This is a genomic window from Rosenbergiella nectarea, assembly GCF_900111105.1.
Classification (GTDB): Bacteria; Pseudomonadota; Gammaproteobacteria; order Enterobacterales; family Enterobacteriaceae; genus Rosenbergiella; species Rosenbergiella nectarea.
The window spans coordinates 1-20,458 of record NZ_FOGC01000014.1 but is presented as its reverse complement, the minus strand read 5'-3'; the positions used below and the strand labels follow the sequence as shown (position 1 = coordinate 20,458).

At 48.3% G+C, this 20,458-nt stretch carries 14 protein-coding genes; all 14 read left to right on the top strand.

Annotated elements, in window-relative coordinates; genetic code table 11:
- Nucleotides 1–232: 232 nt before the first annotated feature.
- Complete coding sequence (gene tssH / locus BMX14_RS14555; protein ID WP_092678003.1) at nucleotides 233–2,872, top strand: type VI secretion system ATPase TssH; 2,640 nt, start codon at nucleotides 233–235, stop codon at nucleotides 2,870–2,872.
- Nucleotides 2,873–3,078: 206 nt separating this feature from the next.
- The gene (locus BMX14_RS14550; protein WP_092678001.1) at nucleotides 3,079–3,639 is read left to right on the top strand and encodes a fimbrial protein; all 561 of its coding nucleotides are present in this window, start codon (nucleotides 3,079–3,081) and stop codon (nucleotides 3,637–3,639) included.
- Between the two features lie 96 nt (nucleotides 3,640–3,735).
- A complete protein-coding gene (locus BMX14_RS14545; protein ID WP_092677999.1) occupies nucleotides 3,736–4,476 on the top strand; it encodes a fimbrial biogenesis chaperone in 741 nt (246 codons plus the stop codon).
- A 221-nt stretch (nucleotides 4,477–4,697) separates the two neighbouring features.
- Nucleotides 4,698–7,118 carry a fimbria/pilus outer membrane usher protein gene (locus tag BMX14_RS14540; RefSeq protein ID WP_177173177.1) on the top strand — a complete coding sequence of 807 codons (2,421 nt, stop codon included), beginning with the start codon at nucleotides 4,698–4,700 and terminating at the stop codon, nucleotides 7,116–7,118.
- Nucleotides 7,106–7,678, top strand: coding sequence for a fimbrial protein (locus BMX14_RS14535; protein ID WP_092677995.1), 573 nt, complete (start codon nucleotides 7,106–7,108; stop codon nucleotides 7,676–7,678). The genes BMX14_RS14540 and BMX14_RS14535 overlap by 13 nt, the downstream gene beginning before the upstream one ends.
- A gap of 90 nt (nucleotides 7,679–7,768) precedes the next feature.
- Nucleotides 7,769–8,296 (top strand): type VI secretion system contractile sheath small subunit, encoded by a 528-nt coding sequence (gene tssB / locus BMX14_RS14530; RefSeq protein ID WP_092677993.1) that lies wholly within the window; start codon nucleotides 7,769–7,771, stop codon nucleotides 8,294–8,296.
- 13 nt (nucleotides 8,297–8,309) lie between these two features.
- Nucleotides 8,310–9,812 (top strand): type VI secretion system contractile sheath large subunit, encoded by a 1,503-nt coding sequence (gene tssC / locus BMX14_RS14525; RefSeq protein ID WP_092677991.1) that lies wholly within the window; start codon nucleotides 8,310–8,312, stop codon nucleotides 9,810–9,812.
- Nucleotides 9,813–9,936: 124 nt separating this feature from the next.
- Nucleotides 9,937–10,422 carry an Hcp family type VI secretion system effector gene (locus tag BMX14_RS14520; RefSeq protein ID WP_092677989.1) on the top strand — a complete coding sequence of 162 codons (486 nt, stop codon included), beginning with the start codon at nucleotides 9,937–9,939 and terminating at the stop codon, nucleotides 10,420–10,422.
- Nucleotides 10,423–10,476: 54 nt separating this feature from the next.
- Nucleotides 10,477–11,025 carry a type VI secretion system lipoprotein TssJ gene (tssJ, locus tag BMX14_RS14515; protein WP_092677987.1) on the top strand — a complete coding sequence of 183 codons (549 nt, stop codon included), beginning with the start codon at nucleotides 10,477–10,479 and terminating at the stop codon, nucleotides 11,023–11,025.
- Nucleotides 11,012–12,358, top strand: coding sequence for a type VI secretion system baseplate subunit TssK (gene tssK, locus BMX14_RS14510; protein ID WP_092677985.1), 1,347 nt, complete (start codon nucleotides 11,012–11,014; stop codon nucleotides 12,356–12,358). Before tssJ ends, tssK begins: the two co-directional genes overlap by 14 nt.
- Entirely contained in the window at nucleotides 12,358–13,722 is a 1,365-nt protein-coding gene (icmH, locus tag BMX14_RS14505) for a type IVB secretion system protein IcmH/DotU (protein ID WP_092677983.1), read from the top strand. Before tssK ends, icmH begins: the two co-directional genes overlap by 1 nt.
- Before the next feature lie 10 nt (nucleotides 13,723–13,732).
- Nucleotides 13,733–17,509 carry a type VI secretion system membrane subunit TssM gene (gene tssM / locus BMX14_RS14500; protein ID WP_092677980.1) on the top strand — a complete coding sequence of 1,259 codons (3,777 nt, stop codon included), beginning with the start codon at nucleotides 13,733–13,735 and terminating at the stop codon, nucleotides 17,507–17,509.
- Nucleotides 17,506–18,192 (top strand): hypothetical protein, encoded by a 687-nt coding sequence (locus BMX14_RS14495; protein ID WP_092677978.1) that lies wholly within the window; start codon nucleotides 17,506–17,508, stop codon nucleotides 18,190–18,192. The genes tssM and BMX14_RS14495 overlap by 4 nt, the downstream gene beginning before the upstream one ends.
- A gap of 51 nt (nucleotides 18,193–18,243) precedes the next feature.
- The coding region (locus BMX14_RS14490) for a type VI secretion system Vgr family protein (protein WP_143056425.1) at nucleotides 18,244–20,458 on the top strand (2,215 nt) is incomplete at its 3' end.

The window sequence follows — 20,458 nt, the reverse complement described above, 5'->3', positions numbered from 1 at the left end:
ATATTTTCTAAACAGATAATTGATATTTTACAGGATTAATTTTCTTTTCCTGAAATAGATCTCAATCATTTCCCAATTGGAAACTATGTTATTTTATTTCGGTTTTTATAAAATAGGAATTTTATTATAACTTTATCCTGATGAGGGGGTTTTTATTTATTTTTATCCTCATTTTGAGTTAAGATTAATTAAAGATTAAACAGATAATTAAAATTCTAAGTAGGAAAGAGACGTGGCTATCCAGAGAAAAGACCTATTTAGCAAGCTTAATAAAACACTTTTTTCATCCATCGAAAGTGCTGCTGGCCTGTGTAAATTACGTGGCAACCCAAATATTGAGCTTGTTCACTGGATCAATCAGCTTTGGTTCGGAGGAAATAACGATCTCCGTAATATTGTTACGTTTTTCGAACTAGATGCTGAAGTGATTGAGCGAGGCCTGGCAACAACCTTAACTGAGCTTCCATCAGGGGCACAATCAATTAATGATTTCTCATGGCATATAGAACTATCGATCGAAAGGGCGTGGATATGTGCCAGCCTTGAGTGTTTGCAAAACCGTATCCGCAGTGGGCATCTTATTCTGGCGATGCTTTCGCACAGCGAACTACGACGTGCACTACTGAGGATCATTCCTGCACTGGGTAGCATCAATCTGGAGATGCTGCAGACCAGACTGAAAGAAATAACTGATGGTTCTGACGAAGATGCAGGAAGTGAGGACGATGGAACGCTTGCCGCACGCGTAGATGTCGACCAGCAGCTCAGAAAATCAGAAAGCGATACGCTAGCAAAATATACTGCTGATTTGACCGAGCTAGCTCGACAAGGAAAAATCGATCCAGTACTGGGGCGTGAGAGCGAAATTGCCAGTATGGCCGATATTCTGCTGCGGCGGAGACAAAATAATCCACTGCTGACCGGTGAGGCAGGGGTAGGAAAAACGGCAGTGGTTGAGGGTCTCGCTCAGGCTATTGCCTCGGGTGACGTCCCCCCCGCGTTGCGTGACGTCCGCTTACTGTCATTAGATGTTATGGCCCTTTCAGCGGGTGCCAGCATGAAAGGTGAATTTGAAGCTCGGCTCAAAGTTGTGCTGGATGAAGCAATCGCCTCTATACGACCCGTGGTGTTGTTTATTGATGAAGTGCATACGCTGGTCGGTGCGGGTGGAAATGCGGGGACTGGGGACGCCGCCAACCTATTGAAACCTGCGCTGGCACGTGGTCAGTTGCGAACAATCGGTGCAACGACCTGGAGTGAGTTCAAACGGCATATCGAAAAAGATCCTGCACTGACGAGACGTTTTCAGGTTCTGCAGATCGATGAGCCGGATGAGGCCCGCGCGATTGCCATGCTTCGCAGCCTTATCCCCTCGTTGGAAAAACATCATGGTGTCTGGATTATGGATGAGGCGGCACAAGCAGCAGTCTCCCTGTCACAGCGCTATATTCCTGCTAGGCAGCTACCTGATAAAGCCATTAGCTTGCTGGACACAGCCTGCGCTCGTGTTGCTATTGCTCAGTTCGCTCCACCTGCGCAGCTTAATACGCTGCAGTGGCAGTACCAGAGTGCTCAAACAGAGCTTTCATTGCTGGAAAAAGCGGGTCAATTTGGGAAAGGTCAGAATGAGCGCCTAGTCCAGCTAAAGACTGAACTCCAGGAGCTTGAAGGGAAGATTGCTGTTCTTACTGAACGCTGGCGCGCTGAACAACATGCTACGGAGACTATTATCTCGCTGCGTCAGCAGATTATTGCATGCCGTTCAGATGGCGACGGCGAGGTTGCCGATGGTCTTCGTAAGCAGTTAACAACAGAAGAAAATAGGTTAAGCCAGCTACGACAGGAAGAACACCTGGTCCATGCGGAAGTCAATGAAGACGTGATAGCACGTATTGTCGGCGACTGGACTGCTATTCCTGTCGGACAGATGTTGAAAGATGATGTGCAGAAAGTTATGACGCTACCTCAGCGTCTCAGTGAGCGTGTTATCGGTCAGAAAGCGGCACTTACTCAGCTCAGCGAGAGCATTATGACCGGGCGAGCAGGTCTGGCCGACCCTTGCAAGCCGCTGGGCGTGTTTATGCTGGTAGGACCTTCTGGCGTGGGTAAGACAGAGACCGCACTGGCAATCGTTGACAGCCTGTATGGCGGTAAGCAAAATCTGATTACCATTAATATGAGTGAGTTTCAGGAAGCGCACACAATCTCTTCACTAAAGGGTTCGCCACCGGGCTACGTTGGCTATGGTAACGGCGGAGTACTGACTGAAGCAGTACGCAGGAAACCTTATAGTGTGGTGCTACTTGATGAAATTGAAAAAGCCCATCCGGATGTGCACGAGCTTTTCTATCAGGTATTTGATAAAGGCCAGATGGAAGACGGTGAAGGGCGACAAATTGACTTCAAAAATACCATATTATTACTGACGAGTAATATTGGCAGTGACATGATCATGCAGCACTGTAGTAATGCTGAAAAACTGCCAGAGAGTCAGGCGTTATTGAATAAGCTCAAACCTGAGCTGCTTAGCGTTTTTCCTGCCGCCTTTTTAGGCAGGGTGACCGTTGTCCCTTATTTTCCATTACAAATAGATTCTCTTAAGCGGATTGTTGAGCTCTATTTGAATCAGATTGGTCAGCGGTTAGTTACACAGCATCAAGCATCATTTATTTACACTACTGCTGCGGTCCAGCAGGTAATAACTCAGTGCGGGATTTCAGATGCCGGAGGACGTGCACTAATTCGCTATATTGAACAGACAATTATGCCATTATTGAGTAAGACAATATTGCAACACCAGACTGAAATACGCGGTTTAACGGTAAAGCTTAATTTTTCTTCAGGTAAATTTGTGGTCAGAATAGTTAGGTGAGATATAAAAAAGCATCTTGAGAAAAAAAATTATAATATCGATTTTTTGTTTTTATAAAAATAGAAAAAATATTAATCCCCGGGGAGAGTAATTGTCATGAAAGGCAATGCAGAGTGTTGGAAAGTTATCAGCTATTACCATATTGGTTGCTGCGGGTTAATACTTTTTAATATATATAAATTTTATTAAATTTGAGGATTGCGAGAATGATTACGAAGCGACACATACTCTATTTTTTACCCTTTATGCTTACGCCTGGAGCCTATGCAGCCACCCCGAACGGGATAGTGAAATTTAATGGCGAAATTAAAGCACAAACCTGTTCCATTAAATCAGGTGATGAAAATCAAGTTATTAAGCTACCGTCAGTTTCCGTTGATAGTTTAAATTTAAATGGAAAAATTGCGGGCTCTAAAGTGTTTACCATTAAGGTGGAAAAATGTCCTAGCACACTTACTAGTGTTACTGCACACTTTGAAGCCAACAATGGTACAACCGGATACGATGTAATAACCCATAACTTGACCAACGTTTTTCAAGGTAGTACTACTACCACCCCTCCAACTTCAGCAGCAAAAAATGTTCAAATCAGGCTCTTCGACAAGGGTGGAGCAAGTCAAGTGGAAGTTGGCGGTACAGACGGGCAATTTGTACAAATTAGCGGTGGAGAGGCAACGATGGAATACGTTGCTTCGTATTTTGCTACTGCCCCAGCGGTTGCTGGATACGTGACTGCGACGGTCGCCTATTCATTAGCTTACAACTAAATTACACGGGTTGCAGCGTGCGTATTTTTATAGAAATATGAGAGTACGCACCTGTATTATTTAGTCAACTATCTGTTTTATTTCACGGAACTGTCCATGTTTAAATTTTTATTAGGTTGTATCGTATTTTTACTTGCAATGCAAAGTAGTAGGGCAGGAATGTCGATCGTCGGTACTCGGATTATTTATCCGGGAAATGAAAAAGAAATTACCGTACGAACAAAAAATAGAACGGATCAGCCTATTCTTTCACAAGTCTGGGTTGATGATGGTTCCAGTAATGAAGATATTGATAAAAGCAAAATACCTTTTATTGTTACACCGCCTATTTTCAGAGTGGAGCCTAATAGCGGGCAAAGTTTGAAATTGATTTACAATGGAATGAGTTTACCTCAGGACAAGGAGTCAGTTTTTTGGTTTAATCTTCTGGAGATCCCACCAGTGGATACCAGTAATGCTCAGCAAAAACTTAATATTGCTTTCCGTACACGTATTAAAATATTTTATCGCCCGGCAGCCGTAGCTAAAATAAAAATGCCCGATATCACCACTCTCCTGCATTGGTCTGTAATTAAAGACAGTGCTCACGGCACGGGTTTTCGCGTGGAAAATACGGGGCCTTTCTATTTCTCATTCAACGATGCAATTGTGTTTGTTAATAATAAGCAAGTTAACATGAAAATGTCTATGCTCGCCCCCAGAAGCTCAGCGGTATTTTTTCCAGATCAAAGAGTGACATCCTTTTCACGATTGAAATATAGTTTTATTAACGATTTAGGCGTCAATGTAGAGAATGATTTAATCTGGAGTCAAATCAATGGGTTGCAATCTCAATAGGCTTCCTTATCTAAATTTATATCCTTCAGATTATTTATTGCTTGAGTATCTGCTGTTGAACGATTAAGTGAAATATAAAAGTGATTATGAATCTTACAGCTATTAAAAGATGTAGGCATCACACGGGGAATATTACAAACCCTGTGGTGATAGCTGTCGCTTTGTTTTTTTGTTGTGACGCTAAATCGAATCCTGAAAATACTCTTGGCAAGATAGAGGAGATGAATTTTAACTCAGAATTTATCCATGGTGGTCACATTGACTTATCTAAGTTCCGAAAAGGTAACCCTGTCGCACCAGGGGTTTATGACGTTTTCGTAAAGGTTAATGGCGAAGGACGAGGGCAAAATAAGATAAGATTTCGTCAGCAAAAGGGGGATGAAAACGCTGTCGCGTGCGTGACACGTGAGCAATTAACCTTGCTTGGAATTAAATTGCTGCATGAAAAAAACGTCTCTAGCAGTTGTGAACCGATTCAATCATGGATAGATCAAGCCCATAGTTATTATAACAGCGCGGATTTTACGCTAAGTCTACAGGTACCGCAGGTAAATCAAACTTATGTACCACGCGGATACATAGATCCGGCACGCTGGCAGCAAGGGATCACTGCCGGTTTCATCGATTACAATGCAAACGTTTACTCACAACTGCAAAATAAAAATAACGATTCTGATCGCGCTACGGCTTCTTTCGCTTTCAACGCGGGTTTCAACTTTGCCGGTTGGCGATTGCGTAAGCGTTTTAATACCGGCCTTGGTAGCAATACACATTGGCAAAATCTTTATGGTTATGCTGCGCACGATATCACGACCTTAAAAAGCGAGGGACTACTGGGCGATGTCAATACCAGCGGCGAGCTATTCGACAGTGTTGGCCTGCGGGGTGCTGTGTTGCGCTCTGACGACCGCATGTTACCCGATTCTCAGAATAACTACGCACCGGTGATAACCGGTATTGCAGAATCTAATGCAAAGGTCACGGTTATGCAGCGTGGCGTATCGATCTATGAGACGGTGGTTCCGCCAGGTCCTTTCGTACTGAGAGATATTAGTGGATTAGGCTACGGTGGTGATCTTCAGCTGGTTATAAAGGAAGCCAACGGGCGTGAGCGTATTCAACTCATCCCTTTCTCCTCACCACCGCTAATTTTACAAAAGGGAATTAGCCATTTCTCTGTCTCTGCCGGTGAACTTAAAGATGAAAATATCAAGCATCGCCCGCGCGTAGTCCAGGGTACTTATCGCTATGGTGCATTCAGCAACTGGACACTTTATGGCGGAGTACAGCTAAGTGAGAAGTACCGTGCACTGGGCGTTGGCAATGCTTTTAACACCGCATTAGGTGGCATAACCTTTGATGTTATTCACGCTAATAGCCAGCCACTAGAAAAGTCACGCGCGTCGGGTAATAGTTATCAGCTGCAGTTTTTGCGCTATCTCAGCAGCTCCCAGACGTCGCTATCTCTGGCGGCCTATCGTTACTCATCGGCAGGTTATTACACGCTCAGTGAAGCCAACAGGGATAAGACCTTCAGTAAAAATAGCATAAGCCATACCGATACGGATACCGATTACCGTACGCGTCGTCGCCTCAGTGCTACCGTTAGTCAGCGGATTACTGACCGCATATCGCTTGATTTTACTGGTTCTTATTATACCTACTGGGAAGACCGTACGCCTTCCCGACAATATTTGCTGCGGTTTAATCACAATCTTGGATTGTTTAGCTACAGCCTGAGTACCACCCGTAGTAGAACCCAATCGGGTAGCGAAGATAAACAATATATTTTCTCTATTTCGATGCCATTGGGTCAGCCCACAGCCTCTTCACAGCCGCTGTTTAGCTCACTTTACGGTACAGTCACCCACGGTAAAGGCGGTGACACTCAGGTTCAGACCATGGCCAGTGGTTCTCAGGGGCCGCAAAACGAATTGTCATACGGTATTGCTGCCAGTATGAGTGAGGATAATGTGTCCAAACGGACTTCAGTGCTGAACGGTAATATGAGTTACGAAACGCCTTTAGGCCAATACGGTGCAACCGCAACGGTCGACAGCAGAAATAATAATCAGTTCTCGCTTTCTGCCAATGGCAGTCTGGTGGCTCATCACGGTGGGATCACCGCCGGTCCTGTGGTGGGCGAACAACCGTTTGCCATCATTGAGGCAGAAGGAGCCAGCGGTGCACGGGTGAATAACGGCTATGGTGCCAGGATCGATCGTTGGGGCTATGCCATCGTTCCCTCGCTCACCCCTTATCGAGAGAATAGCGTATCAATTGGGTTGCACGATCTGCCGGATACGGTGGATGTTATGGAAAATGAAAGAACCGTTATCCCACGGCAGGGTGCAGCGGTGTTGGTCAAAATGAAAACCTCGATGGGGACGGCAATGATTCTGACCGTAAAAGATCGTAGCGGCCAGTTTCTACCGATTGGGGTAGATATGTTGTCCGCTGCAGGCGATAGCCAGGGAATTATCGGTCAGGGGGGACAGGCTTACGTTCGTGGCTGGGAATACAGCAGGCAGCCACTCTTTGCCCAGGTGGACGGTTCAAAACTGAGTTGTACTCCACAGAGCGCACCGTTACCGATAACCGGAACTAACATGATCAGGATGGAGGTGATATGTCAGCCTTAGTAAACGGCACATTGTGCACCAGTATTTTACTGTTTGTACTTGGTAATTCACCCGTTAATGCCGCGGCGCCATCGTGTAAAGGAAGTTGTGATATTCAGGTCAAATTTACGGGGCGTTTCGAACTGGAGACTTGTCAAATCAGTATTGACAATCGTAGCGCGAATGAAACCGTCGCATTACCTACAGTCTCGTCCTCCTCGCTACAGCATGCAGGTGACGAAGCCGGATCGACATCTTTCTTGGTGATTTTAAAGAAATGTCCAGGGGCGGTTACCGTCGGTGTTCATTTTATTTCCGTTGCCTCGACGCAAGTCGATAACGCTACCGGAAATATAAAAAACAGCTCAGTTGCCGGTATGAGCCCTGAAACTCAGCTGCGACTGAGAAATAGTGCAGGCGTACAGATGCTGCTGAATGATACCACCAGTATTCAGGATTATATCATTCCGCAAGGTGGTGGAGATGTGCAGTACAATTTTAATGTCTCTTATTTCGCTAAAACCCCGGTGACCCCGGGAAAAGTCTCGGCCACTGCGGGTATTGAACTGATATACAAATAGAGAAGGGGGCGAATTTATCGTTTTCTGACTCTGTGTTTACAGGTCCGGCGGGTAGTAGTGTCGGCAATTCAACAACAAAAGGAAGAAAGGGTGAGTAAAGACAGCTCGCAGAAATTTATTTCTCGCAATCGCGCGCCGCGCGTACAGATTGAATATGACGTCGAAGTTTACGGATCAGAAAAAAAGGTCGAATTACCCTTTGTCATGGGTGTTCTGGCTGATCTCTCCGGCAAACCGGTAGAGCCACTGCCTTCCGTGGCCGATCGTCAGTTCTTGGATATCGATATTGATAACTTCGATGAAAGAATGAAAGCCATGCGTCCAAGAGCTGCGTTCGCTGTGCCTAACACGTTGACGGGTGAAGGTCAGCTAATGGTCGATATGACTTTTGAGAGCATGAACGAATTCGCACCGGACGCGATTGCCAAAAAAGTCGATTCACTTTCACAGCTATTGGAAGCCCGTACACAGCTGGCGAATCTTCAGACCTATATGGACGGTAAAGCTGGCGCAGAAGAGCTAGTAATGAATCTGTTGAAAGATAATGCGTTACTACAGGCTCTGGCTGCAGAGCCAAAGAAAAAAAACGATGCTGCTGAAATACAGCAAGAAGATTAGTTGAGAGGGAAATATGTCAGAATCTCAAAATGAAACCTGGCAGCAGGCGGCTGCAAAAGATATTGCCTTTGATGATTTTAATCACTTATTAACCAAAGAGTTTAAGGCAAAATCTGAGCAGACTAAATCTGCGGTGGAAGGTGCAGTCAAAACACTGGCACAGCAAGCGCTGGCAAATAGTGTTACGGTATCTGACGATGCTTATAAAAGCATTGCCTCTATTATAGCCGAGATTGACCGTAAGCTTTCTGAGCAAATCAACCTGATTTTGCATCACAGCGAATTTCAGACGCTCGAAAGCGCGTGGCGGGGTCTTCATCATCTGGTGAATAACACTGAGACTGATGAGAAACTTAAATTACGTTTTATGGATATCTCGAAAGACGAACTTCGGCGCAGTATGAAACGCTATCGCGGTATTGCCTGGGATCAGAGTCCGCTGTTCAAGAAGGTTTATGAAGCGGAATATGGTCAGTTAGGCGGGGAACCTTATGGCTGCTTGGTGGCAGACTATTTCTTTGATCACACCGCGCCCGATGTTGACTTATTAACCTCGATAAGCAAAGTGGCTGCGTCAGCACATGTGCCGTTTATCGCCGGTGCATCACCCAGCGTGCTGCAGATGGAGTCGTGGCAAGAGCTGTCTAACCCGCGCGATTTAACCAAGATCTTTACTCAGAATCTTGAATACGCAGCATGGAATGCACTGCGTCAGTCCGAGGACTCGCGTTATATCGGCTTAGTGATGCCGCGTTTTCTGGCTCGTCTTCCCTATGGTATTAACACTAATCCCGTTGACAGTTTCCATTTTGAAGAAACGACTGATGGGTCAGATCACAGTAAATATGTCTGGTCAAATGCCGCCTATGCGATGGCAGTTAACATCAACAGGTCTTTTAAAGACTACGGCTGGTGTACGCTGATCCGCGGTGTGGAAAGCGGTGGCGTGGTGGATGGCTTACCTTGCCACACCTTCCCAACCGATGATGGTGGCGTTGATATGAAATGCCCAACGGAAATCGCTATTTCGGACCGTCGAGAAGCAGAGCTGGGTAAAAATGGATTTATTCCATTGGTACACCGTAAAAATAGCACTCATGCTGCCTTTATAGGCGCGCAGTCGCTGCAGAAGCCAATGGAGTATTATGATCCTGATGCAACCGCCAACTCAAACCTGTCAGCACGCTTGCCTTACCTCTTCGCCTGCTCGCGTTTTGCACATTATCTGAAATGTATAGTGCGCGACAAAATTGGCTCATTCAAAGAACGCGAAGAGATGCAGCGTTGGCTTAACGACTGGCTGATGAACTATGTTGATGGCGATCCGGTTAACTCCTCTATACAGACTAAGGCTCGCCGTCCACTGGCAGCCGCAGAAGTGATGATTGAGGATGTTGAAGGTAATCCCGGTTATTACCAAGCTAAATTCTTTTTACGTCCGCATTTTCAGTTAGAAGGGCTGACCGTTTCGCTGCGCATGGTTGCTAAATTACCTTCAGTGAAGGACGTTGCCTAAAGTAATTATTTTTTTGATTTACCCATAGCAATATCGCTATATCCGTGAGTTTCCTTATTTATTAAGGAGAGTTTGTCACGTCCCTTACTGTTAAGTATGGGTTATTAACCTTAGGAGAATTAAAATGTCACAGGATATTTTTATTAAAATTGATGGTATTGAAGGTGAGTCTTTAGATTCAGAGCATAAAAATGAAATCCAGGTGCTTTCTTGGAATTGGGATGTCTCTCAACGTTCAAATATGCACAGTGGATCCGGTGGTGGTTCGGGTAAAGCCAGCGTTTCTGATTTCTGCTTTGAACATTACACTGACAAAGCAAGTCCAAATTTACTGAGCTACTGTCTATCAGGAAAGCATATTAAAAATATTAAGTTCGTTATTCGTAAAGCGGGCGGAGATCCTCTTACTTATTTAACCATCACATTTACCGATGTAATTATTACTGGCGTTGATATGGGGGGCTGTGCTGAAGACGAGGCTCGTCCACGTGAACGCGTGCGCTTCTCCTTTACTAAAATGTCTAACGAATACGTAATGCAGAATGCTGAAGGCCATAAATCTGGCGTTATTTCTGCGACCTACGATATTAAGGCCAATCAGCTGGGATAATCCTGGCTTGTAACTAGCCTGCTGCCGATGCAGCAGGTTTATTAGGGTTAAATAGTGACGAATTCAATATTCAATTTTATGAGGCAGGGCGGCGTTCTCTGCTCGCTGCTGTGTTTGGCGGCATGCTCATCGTCAGCCCCAGAAACTCCCCCGGCAGAAAATTTTGTCGTTGAACTTCAGGCTGGCGATGACATTAATCAGAATGAGCAGGGTCAGGCGAATCCGTTAAGCGTGACTCTTTTCCAACTCAAACAAACTGAAGCATTTGTGAATAGTGATTATTTCGCCCTTGTTGAAACGCCTTCATCAGAACTCAAAGCGCAAAGTAGTAAAGCCGGAGCTTATATCCTTAAACCGGGAGAGCATCAGCGCATTACTCTGACGGCAAAAGAGGGGGTTAATTATATCGGTGTGGTAAGCGGTTATCGGGATATTTCTCACGCTACTTGGCGAACAGTATTTCCATTACCGAAAAACCCACCCGATAAATGGTATTCATTTTTTTGGTCAGCTAATAAAACAACGCTGCCCTCTGTCACGGTTTATATGGACAGACAAGCGACGACAATCCGAAAGGGAATAATAGAAAGTGAGAACAAATAAAGTCGTATGGAGTGAAGGCCTGTTTTTGCGACCACAGCTTTTTCAGCAGCAGGAGCGCTATCTTGAGTATTACGCTCACAAGCGTGCGTCAACCATTACGCCATTTTATTGGGGATTTTCCCATTACGAAATAGACCACGAGGCACTCTCTTACGGCAAACTGGTGCTTCGTTCAGGCTGGGGCGTGCTGCCCGATGGCACACCGTTTGATATTCCAGGCCATGCCAGCAGTCCTGAACCGTTAACCATTACCGCTGAGCATCTCAATAAAGTGATCTACCTAGCGGTACCGCTGCGTCTGGATAACACCGATGAGACCATCTTTGATGACGCCGACCAAAGCTCACTGGCCCGTTTTTGTGCCTTTGAAACAGAATTGAGCGACACGAATGTTATTCGTCAGGGGCCGAAACCGGTACAGCTGGCCTCGCTACGGCTAGCGCTGGTCTCCGAAAGCGAAATGACAGCCTCATGGATTGGCCTGCCGCTGGTACGCGTGCGTGCGATACAACCCGACGGCAGCATACTGCTTCATACCGACGACTATGTGCCGCCAGTCACCGCTTGTGCGGCCAACCCGCTGTTGGTTGAATGGCTCACCCATCTTAATGCACTGGTTAAGATGCGCGCGGAAACGCTGGCTGCCAGACTCTCTAATAGCGACGGTCGGGCCAGTGCCAGTGCCGAAATCGTCGATTATCTGCTGTTGCAGATATTCAATAAATATGAAACTGTGCTGGATCATCTGCGCCATATTCCAGAACTTGCGCCGATAGCGTTTTATGAATCGCTGGCTACTTTTGCCAGCGAACTCTCTACTTTTGTGCGGACCAAGACTCGCCGCCCGCGTGCTATTCCCGGCTATAACCACGCTGACCTTTACGCATCACTGCGCCCTCTGGTGGACGATATTCATGAAATGCTTAATCAGATTCTGGTCCGCGCCGGGCAGACTATTCCCCTAGAGTTACGGGGTAATGGCGTATGGTCGGCGAGCATGTTGCCGCGTGAGTTGCTTGATTTCTCAGGGTTGGTGCTCGCCGTTCATGCGCAGATGCCGCTTGACGTGCTGCGCCACCAGTTCGCGCTTCAGGCCAAGCTTAGCGCTCCTACACAGCTCCACGATCTTGTACGTTCGCATCTGCCGGGGTTGACTCTGCGTGCTTTGCCGGTACCGCCAAGACAGATCCCCTATAGCGCCGGATATGTCTATTTCGAGTTAATTACTAGCGGTCCGTTCTGGGACAAAATTGCCAACACGGGGGCCCTTGCTCTGCATGTCGCGGGTGACTTTACTGAGCTTAAAATCGAACTATGGGGTATCAGAGACTAATGAGTGCTAGCAGTGATCTCGACCCAATGGATGACTTTTCCTTTTTAACAGGCGGAGAGAATACAGCAAGCGATCAAGCATTAGGGCATTTCCTGCTGGATGAGGCGTTGCCTGCTGAATCGCTCTCTGCGGATAAACTGAAAGTTAACTCTACTCCCGGCGCACAGTTGCGTTATGACGCTACACAACTTCGCACGGAAAGCGTTCAGCAACGCGTCGCCACGGTGACGGCCGCGAGCGAACCGCTGCTAGAAGCAGCCCAGCCGCTTCTGCGTGTACTGAGCGAAATGCCGGAAAACCTCCACAATCGTGAACAAATGCTGCTATTGAAGGAGGGACTCAAAGCTGAAATTTCCTTGTTCGGCGTAGTGTGCGATGAGGTGGATATCTCATGGAAAAAGATGGCCATAGTGCGCTTCTGTCTCTGTACCGCGCTTGATGAGGCGGCCTTGGCAAAAGCTTGGGGGCAGGAGTATGGCTGGTCCCACAATAATCTGCTGAACCATTTTGAAGGTGACAGCGACGGCGGAGACAAATTTTTTCTGCTGGTCGGGCGTCTTTCTATGACGCCTCATGAATATGCTGACGTACTGGAGATTCTGCTGCGCATTCTCGGGCTCGGCTTCGAGGGTCGTTATAGCATTATTGAGAACGGTGATCGCCATCTAACCAAAATTCGCCAGCGTATGCTTACGCTATTGCAAAGTACCCGGGACAGCATTCCGGCCGCACTCGCTTCACATGTTCTGCCACTGCGCAACCCTAAAAAACGCCGGTTGACGATTATTCCGGTGCGCGTATCGCTGCTGCTGACGTTGGTACTGTGTATTGGTAGCTTTATAGGGTGCAAATATCTGCTGCTAGAGCCTGAAAGCCACGAGCTATCCAGGATGACTGCATTACAGCACTCCCAGCAAAACGCTGCGCCCACCACCACTGACCTTCGCCTTAGCGATCTGTTGAAAGATGAAATTGCCAACCGGCTGGTTCAGGTCAAAGAGCAGGCGCATCAGGGCATCGTTACCCTGCCGGGTGATGCGAATTTCGCCGTCGGTGCAGCGGAGATTATGCCTGCAAGAGTTGAATTGCTGCTGAAGATTGCCCGTGCGGTCCAACGGCTTAACGGCAAAGTACGCATTGTTGGCTACACCGATGCTATGCCAATCAGTCGTCCCGGCGTACCCGACAATCAGGTGCTGTCAGAAAAGCGTGCCGATAGCGTGGCACAGATCTTTTTAAAAAACGGCTTATCGAAAGCGGATGTTCAAAGTGCGGGGGTGGGCGATCGCAATCCTGTCGCCAGCAATCGTAACCCGGCTGGGCGTGCTCAGAATCGCCGTGTAGATATCTTTGTAAATTATTAATGGATACACCATGTCAGTGTTAAATCGTTTGTTTTCTGGGGTTATCTGGCCACGGGTGTTACTGATCACACTCTGTGTGTTACTGACCGCGGCCTGTTGGTTACTCGGCCCTTGGCTGGGATTTGGTGAGGCTAGGCCTCTTGAACCGGTATCCTCCCGTATTATCGTGGTCGTCATGCTGGCTTCAGTATTGATGGCATACTGGCTGCGCTTACCTCTGTTTATATCGCTGACGCTGGTAGTGCTGGCGCTTATCTGGGTTGCAGGTCCTTGGCTACTGGTCGGTAAGGGCTATCCGCTTAGGCTACCCGGCCATCGCCTGCTGCTGATGGCTGTGGTGGCGTTCGTGGCGCTGACTTACGGTGTCTGGCGTTTATTACAGGCCCTAGCACGTAACCCAGCACTGCTAAGCCGGTGGATAAAAAAACCGTCCTCTACGCAGAAGAATGCCGCGCAAGCAAATACGGCTATTCACACGGCAGTGGCCCGGGGTATGCAATATATGCGCCAGATACAGCAGGTAATCCCTCGCTGGCAGCGCTTTTTTGGGCTGCGGCGCGCCACGCTTCCGTGGTTTTTAATGTTGGGCGCGCCGTCTGCAGGCAAGACAGCGCTGCTACTCTCCTCGGGTCAGGATTTTCCCTTACCTGAGCAACTGTCACGTAAAAACAGTGAGGCTCCGCCAACCGGTAGCTGTGAATGCCTGTTTACTAACCAAGCTGTTTTTATTGACACGGCGGGCCGATTCGTCAGTGAAACGAACGACGGCGAAGAGGAATGGAGTAGTCTGCTGTCTGCGCTGAAAAAAAGTCGTCCTACTCAGGGGATTAATGGGGCGATTGTCACGCTATCCGTTGAAGATATTCTGCACAAAACCCAGACTGAGCGTCTAGCGATGGCTGCTGCACTGCGTGGAAGGATCAGCGAAGCCCGCGAAAAGCTTGGCGTACGTTTCCCGATCTATGTAATTGTAACGAAACTCGACCTACTTAACGGTTTTACAGATTTTTTCCGCAATCTGACGCTCGCTGAAAGAGAGCAAATATGGGGAGTCACACTCGACTGGGAAAAAGCGTTGCCGCACGCCTCACAAAATCTCCATCACCAGCTCAAGCAGGAATTTGACCTGTTGCATCATCGTCTGAGTAGCGCGGTTTATCTACGTCAGCAGGAGGAGTATGACTTGGGCGATCGCAAGCGACTGTATGCCTTTCCCGATGATTTTGCCCAGCTTGCTAGCATAGTCAACGAGATGGTCAATAATATCTTCTTTGCCTCACGGTATGATGAAACTGACGTTTTTTCTGCGCTGCGTGGCGTCTATTTCACTAGCAGTTGTCAGCCACAGAGCTTTTCACTGTTTAATAATCAAACGCTATTACAACGCTGGCATCAGTTGGTTCGCGACGGAAAGTTGTCCTCTTTGCCTTCTGATAAACGATCGCTCAGTGAAGAGCAGGTGCTTCTAAGCGAAAATGCCTGGAGCAAACACTATTTCCTGACGCAACTTTTCGGCGAAGTGATTGGCCGCGACGGCGATCTGGTCCGCTATAATTTGCAGCGACATGCAGCCAGCCGTCTGAAAAATCTGTTTGGGCATCTTGCCTGCTGGGGAGGGGCGATATGGCTTACGCTCGCACTGTGCAACAGTTATCAGCTTAACCATGGCTATCTTAATGCGTTGGATAAAAAGCTTAGCCGGGTGGCGCTTCAGCTGGAAAATTACACAGATGAAAAAGCCGTAAATAAGCTAATGCCTCTGCTTAGCACAACACGGGCGCTAGCAAAGTACCCTGGTTTGAACCTCAACGATCCTGATCAGCAGTGGCGTTATGGACTTTACACCGGGTATTCCATTGCTGCGGGGGCTGATTCACTCTACCACTTCGTATTACAACACTATCTGCTCCCTGAACTGGTTAAAAAGGCACACGACGATTTGCAGCTTGCGCTGAACTCCTCCGACGACCAACGTGTCTGGACGGCGTTAAAAAGCTATCTAATGTTAACCCGGAGCACCAAGGGGGATTACGCTTGGCTGGTCAGTCAATTAAGTGATAGCTGGCTACAAAGCCGTACGTTTAGCGGCGTGGTCGATGTTGAACCTCTGCAGAGCTATCTTAACGATCTCTTTAACCTTAAAACCTGGCAGAAATCGCTATCACCTGCGGATGACACCTTAATTACTCGGGCGCGGGCGCGGCTGGGTGAAAAGGATGAAAGCGCGCGCCTCTGGCAGCGCATAGAACATGACAGCGCAAAAAGCGCGCCAGCGAATCTGACGTTGCAGGCGATAACCGGCTCTGAGTCTCCGCAACTCTTTTATCTTAGCGACAGCGAACTTAACCAGAAGGGGATCCCTGGTCTTTATACGCACGCTGGCTGGGAGCAAGTGGTTAAAAAAAAAATGCTGACGTCACTACTGTTGTTACAGCGTGAAGATAGCTGGGTTATGGGAGAAACCACAGGCTTGAAAAGTCTGGCAGATCTCCATAACCGTGTGCTGACCCAATACCTGCAGAACTATGCGACTTACTGGCAGCGTTTTCTCGATAATTTGCAGCTGATCTCACTGGAGGAGGGACAATCTGGTGGGGCGACCGATATTGCTCTCAACATTGCGTTGTTACGCACAATGGTTAGTGACCATTCTCCCTTAACCACTGTTTTTCAGCGCGTGGCCAATGAGACAGTGCTGACCAGCGGGTCTTTGCCGGGAAATAATAAACTGAGTACGGTAGTGAATAAGGGATTTGCCGACCGGTCGCTGATCAAACAGCTGCTCGACGATCGATTCGCTGCTCTGCGCACCTTCGTACTGGGTGACACGACGAAAGAGAGTGGGCCCACAGAGTTTCTTCAGGCTCAGGGAAATGGATTGAACGGTGTACTAATGTTGCTGCGCGATCAGTATACGCGCTTTGTGGTCTATAACAGCGCGTTTGCTAATATCGGTGGCCAGCAGATGGCGCTGGAGAGTGCGCAAATGGGGGCTCAGGAAGATACCTGGCCCGCTGCGGTCAGAAATGTGGTCTCCCCACTGCTATCAGCCACCTTCAACAAAGTGCAGCAGCGAGATATTGCACGCAGTACAGCGGCGATTGGTGACGGATTGGGGGAGGTCTGCCGCCGTAGTTTTCAGGGACGCTATCCCTTTGCTGACAGCAAGCGTGAAGTTTCTGTGCCAGATTTTGTCAGGTTCTTTGCCCCGGGCGGCATCGTCGACAGCTGGTTCAAGCAGAACCTGGCAGAAAAAGTGGATACTTCACATTACCCGTGGCGTTTCAAAGGCACCAGCAATACTGAGGGGCTTGCTTTTTTTGAGCAGGCAGCCGCGATTCGTGCTCTGTTCTTTTCTGGCGATGATAACCAAAAACCGGCGCTGAATTTCTCTGCCACGGTACGCTTTCTCGCGCCGGAGGTCAGGGAGTTTATTCTTAGTTTCAACGGTGAAGCGCTGAAATATGCCCACGGTCCATTAACGGTGCAAGCGTTGAACTGGTCTGCGGTACGTCAGGGGAGTGAAATTAGTATGGCACTGCGTGAGGATCAGGCGGGTGCATTACCTGATTTGCACTGGCAGGGTCCTTGGGCGCTACTGCACTGGCTGGATGCGGCCGAAACAATTCGCGATACGCCTGATGGTAATCTACTGCTGCAGTGGGGTAACGGAAAAAAACGCGTCGAACTGCAGCTGGACGGACTGGCGGTAAACGGTGCGATGCCGGGTGATGTGCTGCGCGACTTCCGTTGCCCTGAGACCGGCACACAGGACGATGCCTTATGATCAAGCGCCTATTTTTCCCTGTGCGTATTATCGCATGGCTGAGCGGGCCGCCAGCCTTAATACGCCTGATACCTTGGCGATACCGACGTGCGCGGAACATCGTTGAGCGCCTCAACACGCTGATTAGGCGTCTGCCTTTACCGCTGGTCGATGCCCGCGAGCTCGAGGGTTATCCCTGGTGCTTTGTCATGCCTGAAAGTGAAAGGCTGTACAAATCCTATATCGTAGGGGCTTTTTTGCCGCCTGTATCACCTAATGTCGGCGTATCGCAACTACTTTACGTACGCATTAGCCATCGGCGTATCCTCAAGCAGTTAGTGTCTCCGATCGGCCTGCCGTTCTGGCTTGCCCGGGTGCTATTACCTCTGCTGCACGGCGGCGCAAGTACGTTACAGCGAAAAGAAATCCACGAGGCCTGCTTTATGCTCTCAGGCCTGAAGCAGGTTCAGGTCAATGGCAAGCTTGCTGACTGGCTGCCTGCGCAATCCCCTCTGTTTAGTCAGCTATGCAGCGTTCGCTGCGAAGCGGATGAGTGGCTGAACGAATTACACGGTGTTTGCCATATGCCGTGGTTTAACTGGCCTCGCTGTACGGCCAGCGATATGTCTGTCTGGTTTTGGCGTCAAAGCCGCTTTGGTAGGGTGCTCGATTCTCAACACTATCAGAACGGTACGTCCCATTGATGAAGTGCGATAGTTGCACTTTGCGATATTCACAGGTTAGTAGGTAACACTATGTCGCGAACAATTATGTTACATAGCTCGGCCATCCCCAGGTTAGTAAACCAGCCTGCGTTAGTGCTGACAAAACTTGAGGGTGAAGAAGCATTCTCCACGCTCTACACTTATACACTGACGGTGAAAACACCTGACGACCCTGATATTCCTTGGCAAACCGCGTCAAATATTGATCTGAAAGCGTTGATCGGTAAGGAAATGACGATAACTATTGAGCTGGATGGCAATGGTTTAGGTACTTCGCGTGGAAAGGGAAAAAGTATTCGGGAAATTTCCGGTCTGGTAGAAAAAGCACGCTACGTGGGCCGAGATGCCTCTCAGGCCATGTATGAGATTATTTTACGCCCGTGGCTTTTTCTTGCCGAGCTGACCACCGATTTTAAGATCTTTCAGGCTAAAAATGTCGTAGAAATTATTGATGAGGTGTTGTCCGACTATAATTTTGCTTATGAGCGACGCTTGACGGACGTCTACCCTGCACTCGACTTCCAAGTACAATATGGTGAAACTGACTTCGCTTTCATTCAGCGCCTGATGGAAGAGTGGGGCATATACTGGTTTTTTGAACATCATGACGGTAAGCATAAGTTGGTGCTTGTCGATCACGTCGGTGCACACCGATACAGTGACAGTCAGGCCTACAAGGTTATTCACTATCTACCTGAAACGCCCAAGGCAGATAAAGAATATGTTCGACAATTAACTCATCAAGAAGCCCTGACGAGTGGTCGCTGGGTAACCAATGATTATGACTTTACCAAATCGCGTGCAGACATTTTGGCGATGGACGTCAAGCCTCGCAAAACCCATTTTAATGATATGGAAATATACCAGTGGCCGGGGGATTACGATCAGCCTGATATTGGGGAAAAACTGGCGCGGGTACGTATTGAAGAACTGGGTGCACAGGGATCGCGTGCTTCGGGTAATGGTGAACTACGCGGCCTAGCTTGCGGGATCAATTTTACCCTTAAAGGACATCCAATTAATAAGGCTAACAGGGAATACATGGTTATTTCCAGCCGGTTGATTATTCAGGAAATCGAACAGCGTTCTCAGCAGTGGGATTTCTCGGTTGAATGTGATTTTACCGTTCAGCCGACAACAAAGATCTATCGTCATCCGCAAACTATTGCTAGGCCCCGTACGCATGGGCCTCAGAATGCGATTGTCGTGGGCCCCGCGGGAGAAGAGCTTTGGACCGATAGCTATGGTCGCGTAAAGGTGCGCTTTCTGTGGGATCGATACGGTCAAAATAACGATGGTGACTCTTGCTGGATTCGGGTCAGTCAGGCTTGGGCAGGAAACAGTTTTGGTGGGCTTTATATACCTCGTATCAATCAGGAGGTCATCGTTGATTTTATCAATGGCGATCCTGATAGGCCGTTGATTATTGGCAGCCTTTACAACAATATCACCAGCCCCCCCTGGGACCTACCGGGCAATGCCACTCAGAGTGGGCTAATCAGCCGCACGCTGGGCGGCGGCAAGACCAACTATAATGGTGTTCGTTTTGAAGATAAGCCCGGTATGGAAAATTATTGGGAACAGGCTGAACGAGATATGTCCCGCCTGACTAAAAATGATGAAAAGCATGTTATAGGTGCTAACTCAGTACTGCAGGTCGGTGACAGCCGCAGTGAGGTCATAGCGAAAGATTATAATAAGAATGTGGCAGGGATGAGTATCACGTCGATCGGCGCAGCATCCATGCTAAGCGTTGGCGCGGCCCAAATATCGACTATAGTCGGCGCGCGCGCGGTTAACGTGGGGGGTGTTGATGATAAAAACATTGGTGGTGCAAGTCTTGTCAACGTTGGCGGCTATCATGCTATGTCTGTAGGCGGAGCTTGGCAGAAGGAGATTGGCGGAGCTGCCTCCTTAATCAGTGGCGGACACCTTGAGTTTGGTACCGGTGGGGAGCTGATTCTGACCGGAAAGGTGATCAAAATTATCGGTCAGGAACGAGTGGTTATACAGTCTGATTCGGTTGAACTGAATCCCGGTGACGACGATGAGTGCGGTGGCGGCGGTGGCGGTGGCGGTCTTGCGGCCCTGACGTCTCTGGCAGCATTGGTGGCGTTGAAAGGCGCGATAGCCTTACCACTTCCACTGCCTAATTTACCTATCCCCGTTCCTACGCCGACGACAAGCCCAGAGCCGACGACAAGCCCAGAGCCGACGACAAGCCCAGAGCCGACGACAAGCCCAG

Coding starts and splice junctions, on each gene's coding strand:
- tssM (WP_092677980.1), top strand. CDS start 13,733: ATGTCAGTGTTAAATCGTTTGTTTTCTGGGGTTATCTGGCCACGGGTG.
- BMX14_RS14520 (WP_092677989.1), top strand. CDS start 9,937: ATGTCACAGGATATTTTTATTAAAATTGATGGTATTGAAGGTGAGTCT.
- tssC (WP_092677991.1), top strand. CDS start 8,310: ATGTCAGAATCTCAAAATGAAACCTGGCAGCAGGCGGCTGCAAAAGAT.
- BMX14_RS14535 (WP_092677995.1), top strand. CDS start 7,106: ATGTCAGCCTTAGTAAACGGCACATTGTGCACCAGTATTTTACTGTTT.
- BMX14_RS14550 (WP_092678001.1), top strand. CDS start 3,079: ATGATTACGAAGCGACACATACTCTATTTTTTACCCTTTATGCTTACG.
- icmH (WP_092677983.1), top strand. CDS start 12,358: ATGAGTGCTAGCAGTGATCTCGACCCAATGGATGACTTTTCCTTTTTA.
- BMX14_RS14545 (WP_092677999.1), top strand. CDS start 3,736: ATGTTTAAATTTTTATTAGGTTGTATCGTATTTTTACTTGCAATGCAA.
- BMX14_RS14495 (WP_092677978.1), top strand. CDS start 17,506: ATGATCAAGCGCCTATTTTTCCCTGTGCGTATTATCGCATGGCTGAGC.
- BMX14_RS14540 (WP_177173177.1), top strand. CDS start 4,698: ATGAATTTTAACTCAGAATTTATCCATGGTGGTCACATTGACTTATCT.